Source organism: Nocardiopsis potens DSM 45234 (assembly GCF_000341105.1).
In the GTDB taxonomy this organism is placed as follows: Bacteria; Actinomycetota; Actinomycetes; order Streptosporangiales; family Streptosporangiaceae; genus Nocardiopsis_A; species Nocardiopsis_A potens.
In genome coordinates this window covers 17,694-33,245 of record NZ_ANBB01000049.1, presented here as the reverse complement: position 1 = coordinate 33,245, position 15,552 = coordinate 17,694, and the positions used below count along the sequence as shown (strand labels likewise).

Below are 15,552 nucleotides of genomic sequence, written 5' to 3'. Positions count from 1 at the left end.
CGCCGTTCCCCCGGCCCCGCCGGTGCGGCCGCGCCCCGGCGGTCAGTCGGCGGTGGAGGCCTCGTAGGCGTCGACGACCTCGCCTGCCGGGCCGTCCATCACCAGCTCGCCCCGCTCCAGCCAGACGGCGCGGTCGCAGGTGTCCCGGATGGACTTGTTGCTGTGGCTGACCAGGAAGACGGTGCCGGCCTTCTCGCGCAGCTCCTTGATCCGCTTCTCCGAGCGCCTGCGGAACGCGCGGTCGCCGGTGGCCAGGGCCTCGTCGATGAGGAGCACGTCGTGGTCGCGGGCGGCGGCGATGGCGAACCGGAGCCGGGCGGCCATCCCGGAGGAGTAGGTGCGCATCGGCAGCGAGATGAAGTCGCCCTTGTCGTTGATCCCGGAGAAGTCGACGATGCCGTCGTAGCGCTCGCGCACCTCGGCCGGGGCCATGCCCATCGCCAGGCAGCCCAGCACGACGTTGCGCTCCCCGGACAGGTCGTTCATCAGCGCGGCGTTGACGCCGAGCAGGGAGGGCTGGCCGTCGGTGTAGACCCGGCCGCTCTCCGGCGGCAGCAGGCCGGCGATGGCGCGCAGCAGGGTGGACTTGCCCGAGCCGTTCGAGCCGATCAGCCCGATCGCCTCGCCGCGGCGCGCGGTGAAGCTCACCCCGCGCACCGCGTGCACCTCGCGGGCGCCGGCGCCCTTGCGCCGGGTCAGCGCGCGCAGCAGCGCCGCGGGGCCGCCGCCCCCGGCCCGGCCGGCCGCGCCCCGCACCCGGTAGACCACGTGCAGGTCGTCGACGATGACGGTGGGGGCGCCCGGTTCGCCGGGGCCGGCCTCGCGGGGTGCGGCGGGGGACGCGGTGGCGGTGGATCCCTCAGTCGCGGCCATAGCTCTCCTCGGCCTTCCAGAAGTAGACGAACCCGGCGACCAGCACCGCCGCCGCCCAGGCGGACGCGGTGCCCCACGCGTACGGCGGGAGGTCGGCGGCGGTGAAGCTGTCGATCAGCGCGAACCGCATCAGGTCGATGTAGAGCGCGGCCGGGTTGAGGTCGAGCAGGACCCGGACCGCCGCGGGGGCGTGCGCCGCCATCACCGCGATGCTGTACATCACCCCGGAGGCGTACATCCACGTGCGCATGACGAACGGCATGAGCTGGGCGAGGTCGGAGACCTTGGCGCCGAGGCGGGCGAAGGCCAGCGCCAGCCCGGTGTTGAACAGCGACTGCAGGAGCAGCGCGGGCAGCGCCAGCAGCCAGTTCCACTGCGGGACCTGGCCGGTGGCCATGACGATCACCAGCAGCACGCCCATGGTGACCGCCATCTGGCGGACCTGCACCACGGCCAGCGCGATCGGCAGCGAGGCCCGGGGGAAGTGCAGCGCCCGGATCAGGCCGAGGTTGCCGGAGACCGCGCGCACCCCGGCCAGCACCGTGGCCTGGGTGAAGGTGAACACGAAGACGCCGGTCACCAGGAACGGGACGAAGTCCTCGACGCCGCGGTCGGTCTGCAGCAGCAGGCCGAAGATGAGGTAGTAGACGGCCGCGTTGAGCAGCGGGGTGCCGACCTCCCACAGCCGGCCCAGGTTGGCCCTGCTGTACTTGGCGCTGGCCCGGGCGCGGGCGAAGGCGTCGATGAAGTGGCGGTGGCGCCACACGTCCGCCAGATAGCGCCCCAGGCGCGGGCGCGCGCCGCTGGCCTTCAGCCCGTAGCGGGCGGCCAGCTCCGCGGCCGACGGCTCCGGGCGCGGCGGCGCGGCCGCCGCGGCGGAGGGCTCGGGTGTGCTCACGCTCGGCTCGCTTTCCGGGGAGTGCGCGGGATTCAGGGCGGAGCGGTGGCGGACCCGCGTCGGAACGGCACCGTATCGCCGCGAGGAGAGACTAGGCGACTCCAGGACGGAACGCAACCGTTTCGTCGCTACGCCGCCGCACGCTAGGATCTCGGACATGTCCGACGCCGAGAAGACCCCGCGCCGCGCCCCCGCCGGCGCCGCCGTGCTGCAGGAGGACGTCACCCGCGCCATCCGCGCGGCCGTCTTCGCCGAACTCGCGTCGGCCGGCTACGGGCGGCTGTCGATCGAGGCGGTCGCCAAGCGCGCGGGCGTCGGCAAGACCGCGGTCTACCGGCGCTGGAAGTCCAAGCTGGAGATGGTGATCGACGTCGTCTCGGCCGCGGCCGAGCAGGTCACCCCGGTGCCCGACACCGGTTCGCTCCACGGCGACGTGCGCGAGCTGATCGGCGCGGCGGTGCACGCCCTGCGCCACCCGCTCGCCCTGCAGATCGTCCCCGACCTGCTCGCCGAGGCGGCGCGCAGCCCGGAGATCGCGGCGACCCTGGAGGGCACGCTGCGCCGGACCCAGCGCGAGATCGGGCGGGTGGTCATCCGCAGCGCGGTCGAGCGCGGCGAGCTGCCGGCCGGGACCGACCCGGAGTTCGCCCTGGACGTGATCCTCGGCCCGGTGTACTGGCGGCTCGCGGTGATCCGCGGCGAGCTCCGCCCGGACCACCTCGACCGGCTCGCCCGCGGCGCGGTGGCCGCCCTGGTCCGGTCCGGGGAGGACTGACCCCGCACCTCCCCCGGCGCCGGGATCATCCCGGATTCCCCTGCCCCGCGGGGGCCGCCCGTTCTAGGGTGGGCGGCGACGCCGGATAGAGAGGACTGCGCATGCTCCGCCGTGAGCGCGGCCGGGCCCGCCGCGCGATCATCGAAGCCGCCACCGACTACCGCCGCGCCCTGAGCTCCTTCGGCACCGGCTCGCCCCCTCGGGGGACCTGGCGGCAGACCCCCTTCGACACCGATCCCGGCCGCCGCGAGCCCGTCACCGAGGGGCAGGTGGAGAAGGCCCTGGCCGAGGTCTCCGCGACGCTCGGCGGCATCCCGGGGATACTGGACGGGATCGACTCGGTGGTGGTCACCGAGGAGATGGCCGAAGAGCTGCTCAAGTTCAGCGAGGGCGACCCGGAGGAGTTCGCCGGGGAGCTGGAGAACGCGGTCAGCGAGGCGCGGCTGCGCATCACCGAGGAGGCGGGCTACACCGACGACGTCGCCGCCTTCCTGCGGATGGGCGCCCTGGTCGTCGACTCCCGGCCCGGCGACCGGTTCGGCTGCCTGGTGGTCGACCTCAAGGAGTACATGCCCGAGCCGGAGCTGGCCTACATCGTCTACGACGCGCTGCGCGCCTACATCAACCACAGCAGCTCGCGGTTCTACAACGTGGAGATGATCTTCCGCGGGACCGGGCGGGACTACTGAGCGCGCCGCCGGGCCGCAGGGCCCGCACCGGCGGTGCCGGGGCGCGCCCCGGCACCGCCGGTGCGGGAGTCCGAACGGGGAGGACTTCCGCGGGCGCCGGGTCAGCCGGCGTTGGGGTCGCGCCGCCCCAGTGCGGGCCCGTGCCGGAACTCCAGGATCCGGCCGGGTTCGGGGACCCTCGGGTAGGGCGGCCGCTCCGAGGCCGGCAGCGGGCGCCGGTGCTCGGCGCCCAGCAGCGCGCCGACGTCCCGCCGCAGCTGCGGCAGCATCCCGTAGAGCACGTCTCCGGGGCAGGCGGTGGCGTTGAGGTCGCGGTGGCCGATGATGGCCGAGACGGGCCGGGCGTAGGCGGAGCAGAGCCAGGCGCAGGTCTCCACCAGCGCGTCGTAGAGGGCCCCGGTCGGCTGCGCCGAGGTGTAGGTGCCCTCGTTCTCGATGCCGACGGCGACGCCGTTGTAGTTCGCCACGTGCGCGCCGACCACGTGGTCGCCGGCCCGGACGGCCGGCAGCGAGGAGTTGCGGCCCTCCATGATGTGGCCGCCGCGGCTGATGGTGAGCTGCTGCCCGGTGTCGTCCCACCCGTTGGTGTCCATGTGGAAGTTCTGGATGGCGCGGGAGAGGGAGAAGGCGTGCTCCAGGGAGTGGTCGGTGCTGTTCGCGGTCGCGGTGTGGTGGACGACGATGTAGGCGGGGGCCTGGGCGAGCACCTGGGCCGGGCTCTTCGGGGGGCGGGCGGCCCAGGCGGCGCGGGTGTGCACCGGCGGTTCGGCCGCTGCCGCGGCCCGGGGCGCGGCGGCGATCTGGGCGGCCCCGCCCAGCAGCACTCCCCCGGCGGCGACCAGGCCGCCGCGGAGCACGGCCCGCCGGCCGATCCCCCCGGGCCCGTCTTCTCTGGCATGCGATGACATCGGAACACCGTCCTCACGTCGGGTTACCGGTGCGTACGAGTGCCCACGATCGAAACACGCCCCCCACCCGCCGGGAAGAGCCCTTGACGGCCCGAACCGCACGCCGCCCCGGCCGCTTCCGGACCGGCAGCCCCCCTTGACCCGGCCTGAGGCGGAGGCGGGGCGGAGGAGGGACCCGGCGGCTCCGGGGAGGCCCCGGCTCACCGGGTCTTGTAGGCGCCCCCGTTGACGTTGAGCACCTGGCCGGTGATGTGCCGCGCCCCCGGGGAGGCGAGGAACTCCACGGCGGCGGCGATGTCCTCGGGCGAGCCGGGGCGGCCGAGCGAAGTGGCCTCGACCAGCCATCGGCGGCGGTCCTCGGCGAGCCGGTCGCGGAAGAACTCGGTCCCGGTGGTGTAGCCGGGGGCGACGACGTTGGCGGTGATGTCCCGGGGCCCCAGGGCGTCCGCGGCCTCCAGGTTCCAGGCGGCCAGCGCGGCCTTGGCGGCGCCGTAGGAGCCGGCGGCCTGGGCGGCCGCGATGGAGCCGATGTGCACGACGGCGCCGCCGGGGGCCAGCAGGCCGTCCAGCGCCCGGGTGGTGAGCACCGCGGTGAGCAGGTTGGCGTCCAGGTTCGCCCGGAAGGCGGCGGCGTAGGAGGGCAGGTCCTCCCCCGCCCCGCCGTCCAGGTCGGTGTTGCCTCCGGCGTTGTTGACCAGCACGTCGATCCGCTCGGGCAGCGCGCCGGCCAGCCGGGCGAGCGCCTCGGGGTCGGTGTGGTCGCAGGTCAGGGCGCGGGCGCCGGTCAGGGCCGCGGCGCGCTCCAGGGGTTCGGGGCGCCGGCCGGTGATCACGACGTCGTCGCCCTGCTCGGCGAACCGGTGCGCGATGGCGCGGCCGATTCCGGTGCCACCGCCGGTGACCAGGACTGAGCGCGGCATAGGATGTCTCCAGGCTTGATTTAGACGTAAATTTAGATCTAAACATAAGGGGTGGAGCGGACCATGGCAAATGCGGGCGGAGACCGGCCGGGCGCGGCCGGCGGCGCGGAGCAGGGCCGGAAGGCCGGGGATCCGGCGTCCGCGGAATCGGCTGCCGGAGAGCCGGCGGCCGGGCGGGCCCCGGAGGCCGCCGGGGGCGGGGACCCGGTCGGCGAGATCGCCGAGGCCTGGCGGCGGGAGCTCCCCGAAGTCCCGGTCGGCTCGATCGGCGTCATCACGCCGATCTGGCAGCTCGCCAAGCTGTTCGGGGACGACCGGCGCCGGACGCTGGCCCGCGACGGGGTGGACGTGGCCACCCTCGACCTGGTCAGCGTGCTGCGCCGGAGCGGCCCGCCCTACACGCTGACCACCGCCGAGCTGGGGCGCCGGTCGATGGTGACCGCGGGCGCGGTCTCCCAGCGGGTCGCCCGCGCCGAGCGCGCCGGCCTGGTCGAGCGCCGCCCGGGCGAGGGGCGGCCGCGCTCCGTCCTGGTCTCGCTGACCGAGGAGGGGCACCGGCTGACCGAGGAGACCGTCGGCGGGCTGCTGCACCGCGAGGACGAACTGCTCGGCGGCCTCACCGCCGAGGAGCGCGACCGGCTGGCCGGACTGCTCGACCGGCTGCTCCGCGACGTGCAGGACCGCCTCGGAGACGACCGCATCGGCCAGGTCGGCGCCCCCTGACCCGGCCCTGTGCCCGGCCGCCCTGCGGAGGCACCGGCGGGGCGGCCCCGCCCCACCGGCCCGCCCGAGGCGCGCGGCGGTCCGCGCCGCCCCGGGCGGCCGCCGGCCCCGGCGACCTGCGCATCCGTCGCCCCCGGACCCCACCGCCCCGCAGCGGCACCCCGCAGCGGGGCGGACCGGGCGCGAAGAGCACCGGCCGCCGCCCGTTCCCGGGCGGGCCCGGACGGGGGGGGGAACGGCCGTCTCCCGTCCGGGGGCGCCCGGATGTATCCTCCCCCGATGATCGGAGACTTCGAAGTGTTCCCCGCCGGGCCGGGCGACGGCGGTGTCGTGGGCGAGATCCACGCCGAGTCGTGGCGGGCCGCCTACGCCGAATTCTTCTCCCCGGAGTTCTTCGCCCAGGCGGTGGAGCGGCGGCGCGGCAGGTGGCACCGCGTGCTCGCCGAAGGCGAGCAGACCGTCCTGCTCGCGGCGTCCGAGGGGCGGCCGCTGGCCTACTCCGCCTTCGCCCCCTCGGCGACCCGGCCCGGGGCGGCGGAGATCCTCGGCTTCTACGCCCACCCGGACGGCTGGGGCGGCGGCGCGGCGAGCGCCCTGATGGCCGGCTCGCTGCAGCGGATCCGACAGGACGGGTTCGGGCGGGTCCACCTGTGGACGCTGCGCGGCACACCACGGTCCCGCCGCTTCTACACCAAGTGCGGCTTCGCCGAATCGGGCGCCGGGCGCAGCCACGACTACGGCGACGGCAACCCGATCGAGCAGGTCGAATACGAGCTCGCCCTGGACTGACCGCCGGTGGCCGCCGGGCTCAGTCGCCGCCGGGGAGGCTGCGGTCGTCGACCCCGCCCGGGAAGTGGGCCAGGGCCATCTCCACGATCGGGTAGACGTCGATCAGGTCGTGGATGCGGAGCGCGTCGAGGGTGCGGCGGGCCGGGGCCGAGGGTTCGGCCAGGACCATGTGCCGCCCCTGCGCGGTGAGCACCCGGTAGGCGGTGAGGAGCGCGCGGACGCCGCTGGCGTCGAAGAAGCCCACTCGGGAGAGGTCCACCACGACGCAGCCCCGCGGGCCGCGCTCGGCGGCGAGCAGGATCAGCTCGCGCATCGCGTCGGCCGTGGCGATGTCGATCTCGCCCTCGACCGGTACCAGGGTGGGACCGCCGCATGGGAAGCGTTCCATTGGTCCTCCGTGCACGCCGCTCGGCCTCTCTTCGAAACCCCGTGTAACGCCTCGATCACCCCCATGTCCATGATCGTATCGTCTCGACCCCGCCTCGGGGGCGTTTTCCGGAAATCCGCCGCCTTGCCCCTTCGGAACCGGTCCCCGGGGACCGCTCCGCCACTCGTTCCGCACCGTCCGCCACCACCGCTCGTTCACAGCGGCACCGCCTCCAGCAGAGAGACCTCCATCGGGAGCTCGGCCGCGCGGTCCGGACGCAGGCCGGCCGAGCGCAGCAGCGCGCCGTACTCCGCGGACGTCCGCTCGGCCCCTCCCGTCATCACCATCATGTGCAGGTCGAACGCGACGGACAACCAGGGATGGCTCCCGTCGGGCAGGATCCGCTCGGCGACCAGCACCCGGCCGCCGCCGGCCGGCATGGCCGCGCGGCAGTTCGCCAGGATCCTGCGGGCCCGGGCGTCGTCCCAGTTGTGCAGGACCCGGCTGAGGATGTGCACCTCGCCCTCGGGCACCCCGTCCAGGAAGTCGCCCTCCACCAGCGAGCAGCGGCCCTCCGCGACGAAGTGGAGCAGCCGCTCCCGGGCCGGTTCAAGCGTGCCGCGCCGGTCCAGCAGCACCCCGATGACGTGCTGGTGGCGGGCGAGCACCGCCTCCAGCACGGCGCCGTCGCCCCCGCCCACGTCGACCACCCTGGACACCGCGGAGAAGTCGTGCGCCGCCGCCAGGTTCTCGGCGAACCCGGCGCCGGCCGCCGTGCCCGCGACGAACCGCCGCGCCTCCTGCGGGCGCCGGGAGAGGTAGGAGTGCACGTCCTCGCCGCAGGCCGCCTCGAAGGACTGGCGCCCGGTGCGCACCTGCTGCGCCAGGCCGTCCCAGGCCACCCGGTAGAGCGGGCTGTCGTAGAGCAGCGCCAGGTCGCGCATTGACGCGGGGTGGTCCGAGGCGAGCAGCGCGCCGGTCCGGGTGAGCGAGTAGCGCCCCTGGTCCTCTTCGACCAGGCCGACCGAGGCCAGCATCCTGAGCAGCCGGACCAGGCCGCCGCGCCGCACGTTCAGCTCCTCGGCCAGCTCGGCGGCGCTCCGCGGCCCGTCGGCGAGCCCGTCGGCCACGCCGAGTTCGGCCGCGGCGGCGATGGCCTTGCCCACCCAGGGGCCGACCAGCAGGCGCAGCAGCTCCCGATGTTCGCCGTCTCCTCCTGCCACGGCGCTCCTCTCCGCGGATCGGCGATCCGATCACTCACCGTATCCACTTCCTCTCCCGATGCAACGGAACGCGGTGGTGACTTCCGTCCCTCGGGTCGCACCCCGGCCGCTCACCGGGGCCGCGGCGGCCCGATGGGAATGTCGTACCCCGCCCGTAGATTCAGGGCCGTGAGCAAGCGGTGGAGTACCGAAGAGGTCCGGGCCCTCGCTCCCGAACCCCCCGTCCGCAAGGCCGCCGAAGCGGCCGCGCGCGCCGGCTCCTGGCCGGTCCTCGGCTCCCGGGAGGACGGCTCCGGGGCCGTCCTGCTGTGGGGCGTCCACGCCGGGCCGCCGCGGCGCCGCGCGTCCGCCCGGATCGCCCCGGGCGCCGCCCCCGAGCACCGGTGCGGCTGCCGGCGCCGCGCCCCCTCCCCCTGCCCGCACGTGCTCGCCCTGCTGCTGCTCTGGTCCTCCGGCGCCGTGCCGGAGTCCGGCGCCCCGCCGGGGTGGGCCTCCCGGCCGGGCGGCCCGGCCGATCCGGGCGCCGCGGCGCGGCGGGCCGCCCGGCGGGAGGAGCGCGCCGCCGAGGGCCTGGCCGAGCTGGAGCTGTGGCTGCGCGACCGGGTCGACGCCGGCCTGGCCTCGGCCCGCGGCGCCGGGTACGCGCCCTGGGACGCCATGGCGGCCCGGCTGGTCGACGCCCAGGCCGGGAGGGTGGCCGAGCGGCTGCGCGACCTGGGCGGCGCGGTCGCGGCCGGCGGCCCGGAGTGGCCCGCCCGGCTCCTGGCCGAGCTGGCCCTGCTCCGGCTGCTGGCCTCGGCCCGGCTGCGGGGCGGCGCGCTCCCCGAGGGGCTGCGCGCCACCGCCCGCTCCCGGGTCGGCCTGCCGGTCTCCGCGGACCGCTCGGCCCCGGTCCGCGACACCTGGGAGGTGCTGGGCGGGCGGGCCTTCCGGACCGGCCGCCTGGACGGCCTCCGGTTCTGGCTGCGCGGCCGCGGCTCCGGCAGGATCGCCGCCCTGGTCTCCTTCGCGCCCGAGGGGGGCGCCCCGGACGCCCCGGTGCGGCCCGGCACCGCGGTCGACGCCGAGCTGGCCTTCTACCCGGCCGAGCACAGGGCGTCGCTGGTCGCGGCGGGCGCGGAGCGCCCGTCCGGGCCGCCGCCGGGGGGCACCGCCGCCGGCGCGCTGGACTCCTGGGCCGCGGCGCTGGCCGAGGACCCGTGGCTGGAGGCGTGGCCGGTCGTGCTGGAGGAGGCGCGCCCCGCCCGCCCCCGCGAGCAGGGCCGGTGGTGGCTGACCGACGCCGAGGGCGGCTCCCTGCCGCTGCCGGCGGACGCCGCTCCGCCCTGGCGGCTCGCCGCGCTCAGCGGCGGCGCCCCGGTGACCGTCGCCGGCGAGTGGACCCCCTGGGGCCTGCACCCGCTGACCGCCTGGCCCCCGGACGGCTCGGCCGCCCCGGTGCCCCTCCGGCCCTGCCGCCCTTCCGGCGCCGGCGCCGGAAGGGCGGTGGACGCGGAAGACCCCCCGCCGCCCGCCCCGCACCGGTGACCCCGGCTCCGGTGCCGCCGCGGGAAGGGGCGGCGGCCCCGGAGCCCGCCGGGAACGCGGGCGACCGCCCCGGGAGGCCGAGGCGGCCCGGGTCGCCACCGCACGCGCCCCCGGCGGCCCCTGAACCCGCCGTTCCGCTCCCGCCCGCCCCGCACGCACAGCCCTGGTGAGAGGAGCCCTTTGACCGAGCCGCCCGCGCGGGCACTCACCGCCCCGTACCGGCGCCGCCCTCCGTCCGGCGCCGGAACGCACCTCCCGAGACGGCTTCGGGACCGCCGCCCCGGAGGACCGTGCGGAGGCCGTCCCCGGCCGGCGCCGGAGCACACCCCCGGGTCGGGTCCGGGAGCGCCGCCCCGGAGGACCGCGAAGGCCCCCTCCCGACCCGTGCCGGAACCCCTCCGGGGGGCGGGTCCGGGAGCGCCGTCCCCGGGAGTCCGGTCCGGAGCGGCGCGCCGCACCCGGTCGGCCGGGTGCCGGCCGCCCTCCCCCGGTCCGCCGTCCCGTACCGCCCGAACCGCCCCGCCGACGGTGGTCCGAGCGGCCCGTTCCCCGTGCCGCCGGTGAGCCCGGACCGGCGAAGAGTGGCCGCCCCGCCGCGGAGCGCCCGACCGACCCCGACCCTGAGGAGCCGTGTGGCCGACCCGTCCCCCTTCGACGCCCCCTGGCCGGAGCTGCTCTCCGCGGCGCTGGTCGGGACGGCGCGCGCCGCGGTCCCCGGCCCGCCCGTGCCCGAGGGGCGGGCCGCACTGGAGCTGCTGGACCGCGCCGCCGCGGCGGTGGTGCGGGACCGGGCCGGGGTGCGGCCGGGCGCGGCGGAGCCGCTGCCGCCGGCCCGCGCCGAGGCACTGCCGGCGGCGCCGCCCGCGGCCGGGGCCCGGTTGGAGGCGCTGCTCGCCGAGGAGCGGTACGAGCAGGCCGGGGAGTGGCTGCGGACCGCGGCCGGGAAGGGGCTGCTGGTCCCGCCGCAGGTGCTGCCCGCCCTGCTGGACGCGGCGGCGCGGAACCGGGACGCCCTGCACCCGCCGGACGTGCTGCGGGTCTGCGGCGAGCGCGGGCGCTGGCTGGCGCGGCTGGAGCCGCGCTGGTCGTTCGCGGACCCGCCGCGGGACGCCGCGGCCGCGCTGCCCGGGGAGGACCGGTGGGAGGCGGCCTCCGCCGGGGAGCGGCGCCGGATGCTGACGGCGCTGGAGCCGCACCTGTCCCCCGGGCACGAGGCGTTCCTCGCCGCGGCGCTGGCCGACCCGGGCGCCGGGGTGCGGGCGCTGGCGCTCTCCCTGCTCGCCCGGCTGCCCGGCTCCGGGCACGGCCGCACCCTGGCCGCGCTCGCCCGCCGGCACGTCCGCCCGGGCGCGCGGGCCCCGGTGGTGCGGCCGCCCGACCCCCGGGACGCCGGTCTCGCCGCGGCGCTGGGCCTGCGCCCGGGGGCCCGGCCCGGTGTCCGCGCCGAGGAGGTCGGCCGCGAGTGGCTGTGGACGCTGGTCGGGCACGCCCCGCTGGACGCCTGGCTCGACCACCTGGGCGCCGACCGGGCCGAAGTGGTCCGCGCCGCCGGGCGGCTGCGCGAGTGGGACCTGCTGGAAGCGCTCGCCAACGCGGCGGTGGTGCAGCGGGACGCGGGCTGGGCCGCGGCCCTGCTCGGCCCGATCATGGACCGGCTGCTGCTCGGCCATTCGATGCACGGCAGCCGCGGGCCGGCGCTGATGCGGCTGGCCGCGCCGGAGGACCGGGCCGGGTGGGCGCTGCGCCGACTGGGCGGGCGCGGCGCCGCCGACCCCGGTTCCGCCCTGGTGGTGCTGGAGCGGGTGCCGGGTCCCTGGTCCGGCCCGCTCGCCGCCCGCGCGGCCCGGATCGTCGAGCGGGCCGACCGGAGCCGCCCCGGCGGCCGGCTGGACGGGCTGTGCCGGACGGCCGGCCTGCGGCTGCCGCCGGAGATGCACGGCCGGCCGGGGTTCGCGCCCCGGCCCGGCGACCCACCGGAGGCCGCCGCGGCCCTGCGCGGCCTCACCTCGACCCTGCGGTCCCGCCACGAGATGCACGAGGAGTTCGATTGACCGGCCCCGACGACGTCCTCCGCCCGCACGCCGAGCAGCGGTTCGCCGGCGAGCTCGCCGCCCTGGCCGCGGAGGACGGCCGGCCCCGCCCGCCGGGCTGGCGGCTGTCCCCCTGGGCCGTCTCCCGGTACCTGCTCGGCTGCACGCTCGGCGACGGCACCGTCGTCACCCCCAAGTACATCGGGGCGCGCCGGATCGTCGAGGTGGCGGTGGCGACCCTGGCCACCGACCGGGCGCTGCTGCTGCTCGGGGTGCCGGGCACCGCGAAGACCTGGCTGTCGGAGCACCTGGCCGCCGCCGTGTCCGGCGACTCGACGCTGCTGGTGCAGGGCACCGCGGGCACCACCGAGGAGGCCGTCCGGTACGGCTGGAACTACGCCCGCCTGCTCTCCGACGGGCCGTCCCGGGAGGCGCTGGTGCCGAGCCCGGTGATGACCGCGATGGCCGAGGGCCGCCCGGCCCGGGTGGAGGAGCTGACCCGGCTCCCCTCCGAGGTGCAGGACGCGCTGATCACCGTGCTCTCGGAGAAGGCCATGCCCGTCCCCGAGCTGGGCACCGAGGTGCAGGCGCGGCCGGGCTTCACCGTCATCGCCACCGCCAACGACCGGGACCGCGGGGTCAACGAGCCGTCCAGCGCGCTGCGCCGCCGGTTCAACACGGTGGTGCTGCCGGTGCCGGCGACCGCCGAGGAGGAGGTGGACATCGTCACCCGGCGCGTCGCCGACCTGGGGCGCTCCCTGGGGCTGCCGGAGGTCCCGGCCGGGCTGGAGGAGATCCGGCGGGTGGTGACCGTCTTCCGCGAGCTGCGCCAGGGCGCCACCGAGGACGGCAGGGCGGCGGTCGCCTCGCCGAGCGGCACGCTGAGCACCGCCGAGGCGGTCTCGGTGCTGACCCACGGGCTGGCGATGGCCGCGCACTTCGGCGACGGGGTGCTGCGCCCGTCCGACGTCGCGTCCGGGGTGCACGGCGCGGTCGTGCAGGACCCGGTCGCCGACGGGGTGGTCTGGCGCGAGTACCTGGAGACCGTGGCCAGGACCCGGCCGGGCTGGCGGGACTTCTACACCGCCTGCCGCGAGGCCGCCGGGTGACGCCCCGAGGCCCCCGCGCGGCGCCGCGGGCCCCGGTCCGGCCCGGAGAACGGGGCGGCCGCCCCCGTCCGGGCGGCCTCACCCGCCGCGGGGGCCGGCCCCGTGGCCGCGGGCCCGGAGCGGGGCGCCGGCCGGGTCCGGCGCGGGCCCCCGGCGCCTCCGGTGCTTCCGGCGCCCGGACGGACCACCGGAGCCTCCCCGCCCGGGCCCGCGCGGCGGCCCCGGCCCTTCGACGAGGAGTGTGATGACCGCGATCGACACCGACCGGGTGCACGTGCTGGGCGTGCGCCACCACGGCCCCGGGTCGGCCCGCGCCGTGCGCGCGGCCCTGCGGGAGATCGGACCGGACGCCGTGCTGGTCGAGGGGCCGCCGGAGGCCGACGTGCTGGCCGGGATGGTCGGGGAGGCCGAGCCGCCGGTGGCCCTGCTGGCGCACGCCCCGGGCGCCGGCGGCGGGGCGGGCCGGGCGGCGTTCTGGCCGTTCGCCGTCTTCTCCCCGGAGTGGCAGGCGCTGCTGTACGCGCACGAGCACGGCTGCCGGGTCCGGTTCTGCGACCTGCCCGCCGCGCACCTGCTCACCCTGGAGGAGGGCGCCGGGGGCGCGCCCGCCGGGTCCGGGCGCCCGGCGGACCCGCTGGGGGCGCTCGCCGAGGCCGCCGGCCACGGCGACCCCGAGCGGTGGTGGGAGGACGCGGTGGAGCACCGGGGAGGCGACGGCGGCGCCGGTTCGCCGTTCCCCGCGGTCGCCGAGGCGATGGCGGAGGCGCGGGCCCGGCTCGCCCCGGGCCCGCCGCCGCTGCACGAGGCGCGGCGCGAGGCGCGGATGCGCACGGTGCTGCGGTCGGCGCTGCGCGCCGGGCACCGCAGGATCGCCGTGGTGTGCGGGGCCTGGCACGCGCCCGCCCTGCTCGACCCTCCCCCGGCGTCCGGCGACCGCGAGCTGCTGCGCGGCCTGCCCCGGGTGAAGTCCTCGGTGACCTGGATCCCGTGGAGCCACGGGAGGCTGGCCGCCGGGTCCGGCTACCGGGCCGGGGTGCGTGCGCCCGGCTGGTACCACCACCTGTTCACCGCTCCCGACCGGCCGGTCGAGCGATGGCTGGTCGAGGCCGCCCGGCGGCTGCGCGCCGAGGGGGCCGAGGTCTCGTCCGAGCACGTCATCGAGGGGGTGCGGCTGGCCGAGGCGCTGGCCGCGCTGCGCGGCCGGCCGCTGCCCGGGCTGGAGGAGGCCGCCGACGCGGTCTCCTCGGTGCTGTGCGAGGGCTCGGCCGAGCGGGCCGCGCTGGTGCACCGGGCGCTGACCGTGGGCGAGCGGCTCGGCTCCGCGCCGACCTCGGCACCGGCGGTGCCGCTCCAGCGCGACCTGGAGGCGCAGCGCCGGCGGCTCCGGCTCAGGGCCGAGGCCGAGCCGCGCGAGATCGAGCTGGACCTGCGGGAGGAGAGCGGCCGGGCGCGCAGCGTGCTGCTGCACCGGCTGCGGATCCTCGGCGTGCACTGGGGCGTGCCGGCGGCCGACCCGGTGCGCGCCCTGGGCACGTTCCGCGAGCGCTGGCGGCTCGCCTGGGATCCGGAGCTGTCGGTGGCGCTGGTCGAGGCGGGGGTGTGGGGAAACGGGATCGCGGAGGCCGCCGAGGCGCGCGCCCGGGAGCTGGCCTCCGGCGCGGACCTGCCGGCGCTGACCTCGCTCACCGAGCGGTGCCTGCTGGCCGGGTTGGACGGGGTGCTGGAGGAGGTGCTGGCGGCGCTGTCCGCGCGGGCCGCCCGGGGCGGCGGCGTCGGGCCGCTGATGGCCGCGGTGCCGCCGCTGGCCCGCGCGGCCCGCTACGGCGACGTGCGCCGCACCGGTTCCGCGGCGCTGCGGGCCGCCGCCGGGGCGCTGCTGGACCGGATCCGGGCCGGCCTGGGCCCGGCGCTGACCGGGCTGGGCGAGGAGGCCGCGGTGGGCGCGGCCGCCGACGTCGACGCGGTGCACCGGGCCGCGGTGCTGCTCGGCGGGGACGCCGAGCGGTCCTGGCTGGACGCGCTGGAGCGGCTGGCGCCGGACCCGGCGCTGCCCGGGCTGGTCGCCGGGCGGATCCACCGGCTGCTGCGCGACGCCGGCCGCCTGGACGGCGGCGAGGCGGCGGACCGCCTGGCGCTGGCCGTCTCCCCGGGGGCGCCGCCGCGGCGCGCGACGGCGTGGCTGGAGGGGTTCCTGGCCGACGGCGGGCTGCTGCTGGCGCACGACCCGGCGCTGCTCGCGCTGGTCGACGAGTGGCTCGCCGGGTTGGACGGTGCGGCGTTCACCTCGGTGCTTCCGCTGCTGCGGCGCACCTTCGGCGCGTTCACCGCCGGCGAGCGCGCGGAGATCGGCCGCCGCGCCCGCGCCCGCGGCGCTCCGGGAGGCGCCGGCCGGGAGCCGGAGCCCGCCGCCGACCCGGCCCGCGCCGCCGCGGCGGCGGCCACGGCCGCCCTGATCATCCGCACCGCGAAGGAGCGGGAGTGAACGGCGGCACTGCGGGACCGCAGGCCTCGCCCGAGGACGGCGGCCGCGCATCCGCAGGCCCCTTCCGGCCCGGAGCACCGGGGAGGCCTGCCGGCCGCGTCCCCGCCCCTCACCTGGAAGACCGGAGGTACAGCGGGGCCGCCCTCCCCGGGCCGTGCCGCGGGGGCGGCCGTCACCGGCGCATGCGGATCCCCGGCGAACGCCCCGCAGGGCCTGGGCCGGTACCGCGCTCGCGCTTC

14 protein-coding genes are annotated in these 15,552 nt (G+C 78.1%); 8 read left to right on the top strand and 6 right to left on the bottom strand.

Annotation, left to right across the window (positions count from 1 at the left end; genetic code table 11):
• Window positions 1-42: 42 nt before the first annotated feature.
• Both D459_RS0120450 and D459_RS0120445 read right to left on the bottom strand, forming a co-directional pair.
• A complete protein-coding gene (locus D459_RS0120450; RefSeq protein ID WP_017594868.1) occupies window positions 43-873 on the bottom strand; it encodes an ABC transporter ATP-binding protein in 831 nt (276 codons plus the stop codon).
• A complete protein-coding gene (locus D459_RS0120445) occupies window positions 860-1,771 on the bottom strand; it encodes an ABC transporter permease (protein ID WP_017594867.1) in 912 nt (303 codons plus the stop codon). The genes D459_RS0120450 and D459_RS0120445 overlap by 14 nt, the downstream gene beginning before the upstream one ends.
• Before the next feature lie 157 nt (window positions 1,772-1,928).
• Here D459_RS0120445 and D459_RS0120440 point away from each other — a divergent pair, with 157 nt between their 5' ends.
• Both D459_RS0120440 and D459_RS0120435 read left to right on the top strand, forming a co-directional pair.
• Window positions 1,929-2,546 carry a TetR/AcrR family transcriptional regulator gene (locus D459_RS0120440; protein ID WP_017594866.1) on the top strand — a complete coding sequence of 206 codons (618 nt, stop codon included), beginning with the start codon at window positions 1,929-1,931 and terminating at the stop codon, window positions 2,544-2,546.
• Window positions 2,547-2,647: 101 nt separating this feature from the next.
• Entirely contained in the window at window positions 2,648-3,235 is a 588-nt protein-coding gene (locus tag D459_RS0120435) for a hypothetical protein (protein WP_017594865.1), read from the top strand.
• 101 nt (window positions 3,236-3,336) lie between these two features.
• On the opposite strand, the gene D459_RS0120430 is transcribed toward D459_RS0120435, so the two are convergent.
• Both D459_RS0120430 and D459_RS0120425 read right to left on the bottom strand, forming a co-directional pair.
• Window positions 3,337-4,143, bottom strand: a complete 807-nt coding sequence (locus D459_RS0120430) for a peptidoglycan recognition protein family protein (protein ID WP_051065494.1) — start codon at window positions 4,141-4,143, stop codon at window positions 3,337-3,339.
• Window positions 4,144-4,343: 200 nt separating this feature from the next.
• Window positions 4,344-5,063, bottom strand: a complete 720-nt coding sequence (locus D459_RS0120425) for an SDR family NAD(P)-dependent oxidoreductase (protein WP_017594863.1) — start codon at window positions 5,061-5,063, stop codon at window positions 4,344-4,346.
• A gap of 63 nt (window positions 5,064-5,126) precedes the next feature.
• Between D459_RS0120425 and D459_RS32275 the strand changes: the two genes are divergently transcribed.
• Both D459_RS32275 and D459_RS0120415 read left to right on the top strand, forming a co-directional pair.
• Window positions 5,127-5,786, top strand: a complete 660-nt coding sequence (locus D459_RS32275; RefSeq protein WP_017594862.1) for a MarR family winged helix-turn-helix transcriptional regulator — start codon at window positions 5,127-5,129, stop codon at window positions 5,784-5,786.
• Between the two features lie 279 nt (window positions 5,787-6,065).
• Window positions 6,066-6,575, top strand: a complete 510-nt coding sequence (locus tag D459_RS0120415) for a GNAT family N-acetyltransferase (protein WP_017594861.1) — start codon at window positions 6,066-6,068, stop codon at window positions 6,573-6,575.
• 19 nt (window positions 6,576-6,594) lie between these two features.
• Here the strand turns inward: D459_RS0120415 and D459_RS0120410 are convergent, their stop codons facing one another.
• Together D459_RS0120410 and D459_RS0120405 are read right to left on the bottom strand one after the other, a co-directional pair.
• The gene (locus D459_RS0120410; protein WP_017594860.1) at window positions 6,595-6,963 is read right to left on the bottom strand and encodes an STAS domain-containing protein; all 369 of its coding nucleotides are present in this window, start codon (window positions 6,961-6,963) and stop codon (window positions 6,595-6,597) included.
• A 194-nt stretch (window positions 6,964-7,157) separates the two neighbouring features.
• Complete coding sequence (locus D459_RS0120405) at window positions 7,158-8,165, bottom strand: methyltransferase (protein WP_017594859.1); 1,008 nt, start codon at window positions 8,163-8,165, stop codon at window positions 7,158-7,160.
• 168 nt (window positions 8,166-8,333) lie between these two features.
• Here D459_RS0120405 and D459_RS32270 point away from each other — a divergent pair, with 168 nt between their 5' ends.
• The 4 genes from D459_RS32270 to D459_RS0120385 all read left to right on the top strand — a co-directional run bounded on the left by D459_RS32270 (window position 8,334) and on the right by D459_RS0120385 (window position 15,313).
• On the top strand, window positions 8,334-9,692 hold the full coding sequence (locus D459_RS32270; RefSeq protein ID WP_017594858.1) for a hypothetical protein: 1,359 nt from the start codon (window positions 8,334-8,336) through the stop codon (window positions 9,690-9,692).
• Between the two features lie 632 nt (window positions 9,693-10,324).
• Complete coding sequence (locus D459_RS0120395; protein WP_017594857.1) at window positions 10,325-11,743, top strand: DUF5691 domain-containing protein; 1,419 nt, start codon at window positions 10,325-10,327, stop codon at window positions 11,741-11,743.
• Window positions 11,740-12,831: an ATP-binding protein gene (locus tag D459_RS0120390; protein WP_017594856.1), complete on the top strand. Its 1,092-nt coding sequence runs from the start codon at window positions 11,740-11,742 to the stop codon at window positions 12,829-12,831. The genes D459_RS0120395 and D459_RS0120390 overlap by 4 nt, the downstream gene beginning before the upstream one ends.
• Before the next feature lie 244 nt (window positions 12,832-13,075).
• Window positions 13,076-15,313, top strand: a complete 2,238-nt coding sequence (locus D459_RS0120385; RefSeq protein ID WP_017594855.1) for a DUF5682 family protein — start codon at window positions 13,076-13,078, stop codon at window positions 15,311-15,313.
• The last annotated feature ends 239 nt before the right edge of the window (window positions 15,314-15,552 follow it).

Excerpts from the sequence above, each read along its gene's own strand:
- D459_RS0120450 (WP_017594868.1), bottom strand. The coding sequence starts at position 873 with ATGGCCGCGACTGAGGGATCCACCGCCACCGCGTCCCCCGCCGCACCC.
- D459_RS0120440 (WP_017594866.1), top strand. The coding sequence starts at position 1,929 with ATGTCCGACGCCGAGAAGACCCCGCGCCGCGCCCCCGCCGGCGCCGCC.
- D459_RS0120435 (WP_017594865.1), top strand. The coding sequence starts at position 2,648 with ATGCTCCGCCGTGAGCGCGGCCGGGCCCGCCGCGCGATCATCGAAGCC.
- D459_RS0120430 (WP_051065494.1), bottom strand. The coding sequence starts at position 4,143 with ATGTCATCGCATGCCAGAGAAGACGGGCCCGGGGGGATCGGCCGGCGG.
- D459_RS0120425 (WP_017594863.1), bottom strand. The coding sequence starts at position 5,063 with ATGCCGCGCTCAGTCCTGGTCACCGGCGGTGGCACCGGAATCGGCCGC.
- D459_RS32275 (WP_017594862.1), top strand. The coding sequence starts at position 5,127 with ATGGCAAATGCGGGCGGAGACCGGCCGGGCGCGGCCGGCGGCGCGGAG.
- D459_RS0120415 (WP_017594861.1), top strand. The coding sequence starts at position 6,066 with ATGATCGGAGACTTCGAAGTGTTCCCCGCCGGGCCGGGCGACGGCGGT.
- D459_RS0120410 (WP_017594860.1), bottom strand. The coding sequence starts at position 6,963 with ATGGAACGCTTCCCATGCGGCGGTCCCACCCTGGTACCGGTCGAGGGC.
- D459_RS0120385 (WP_017594855.1), top strand. The coding sequence starts at position 13,076 with ATGACCGCGATCGACACCGACCGGGTGCACGTGCTGGGCGTGCGCCAC.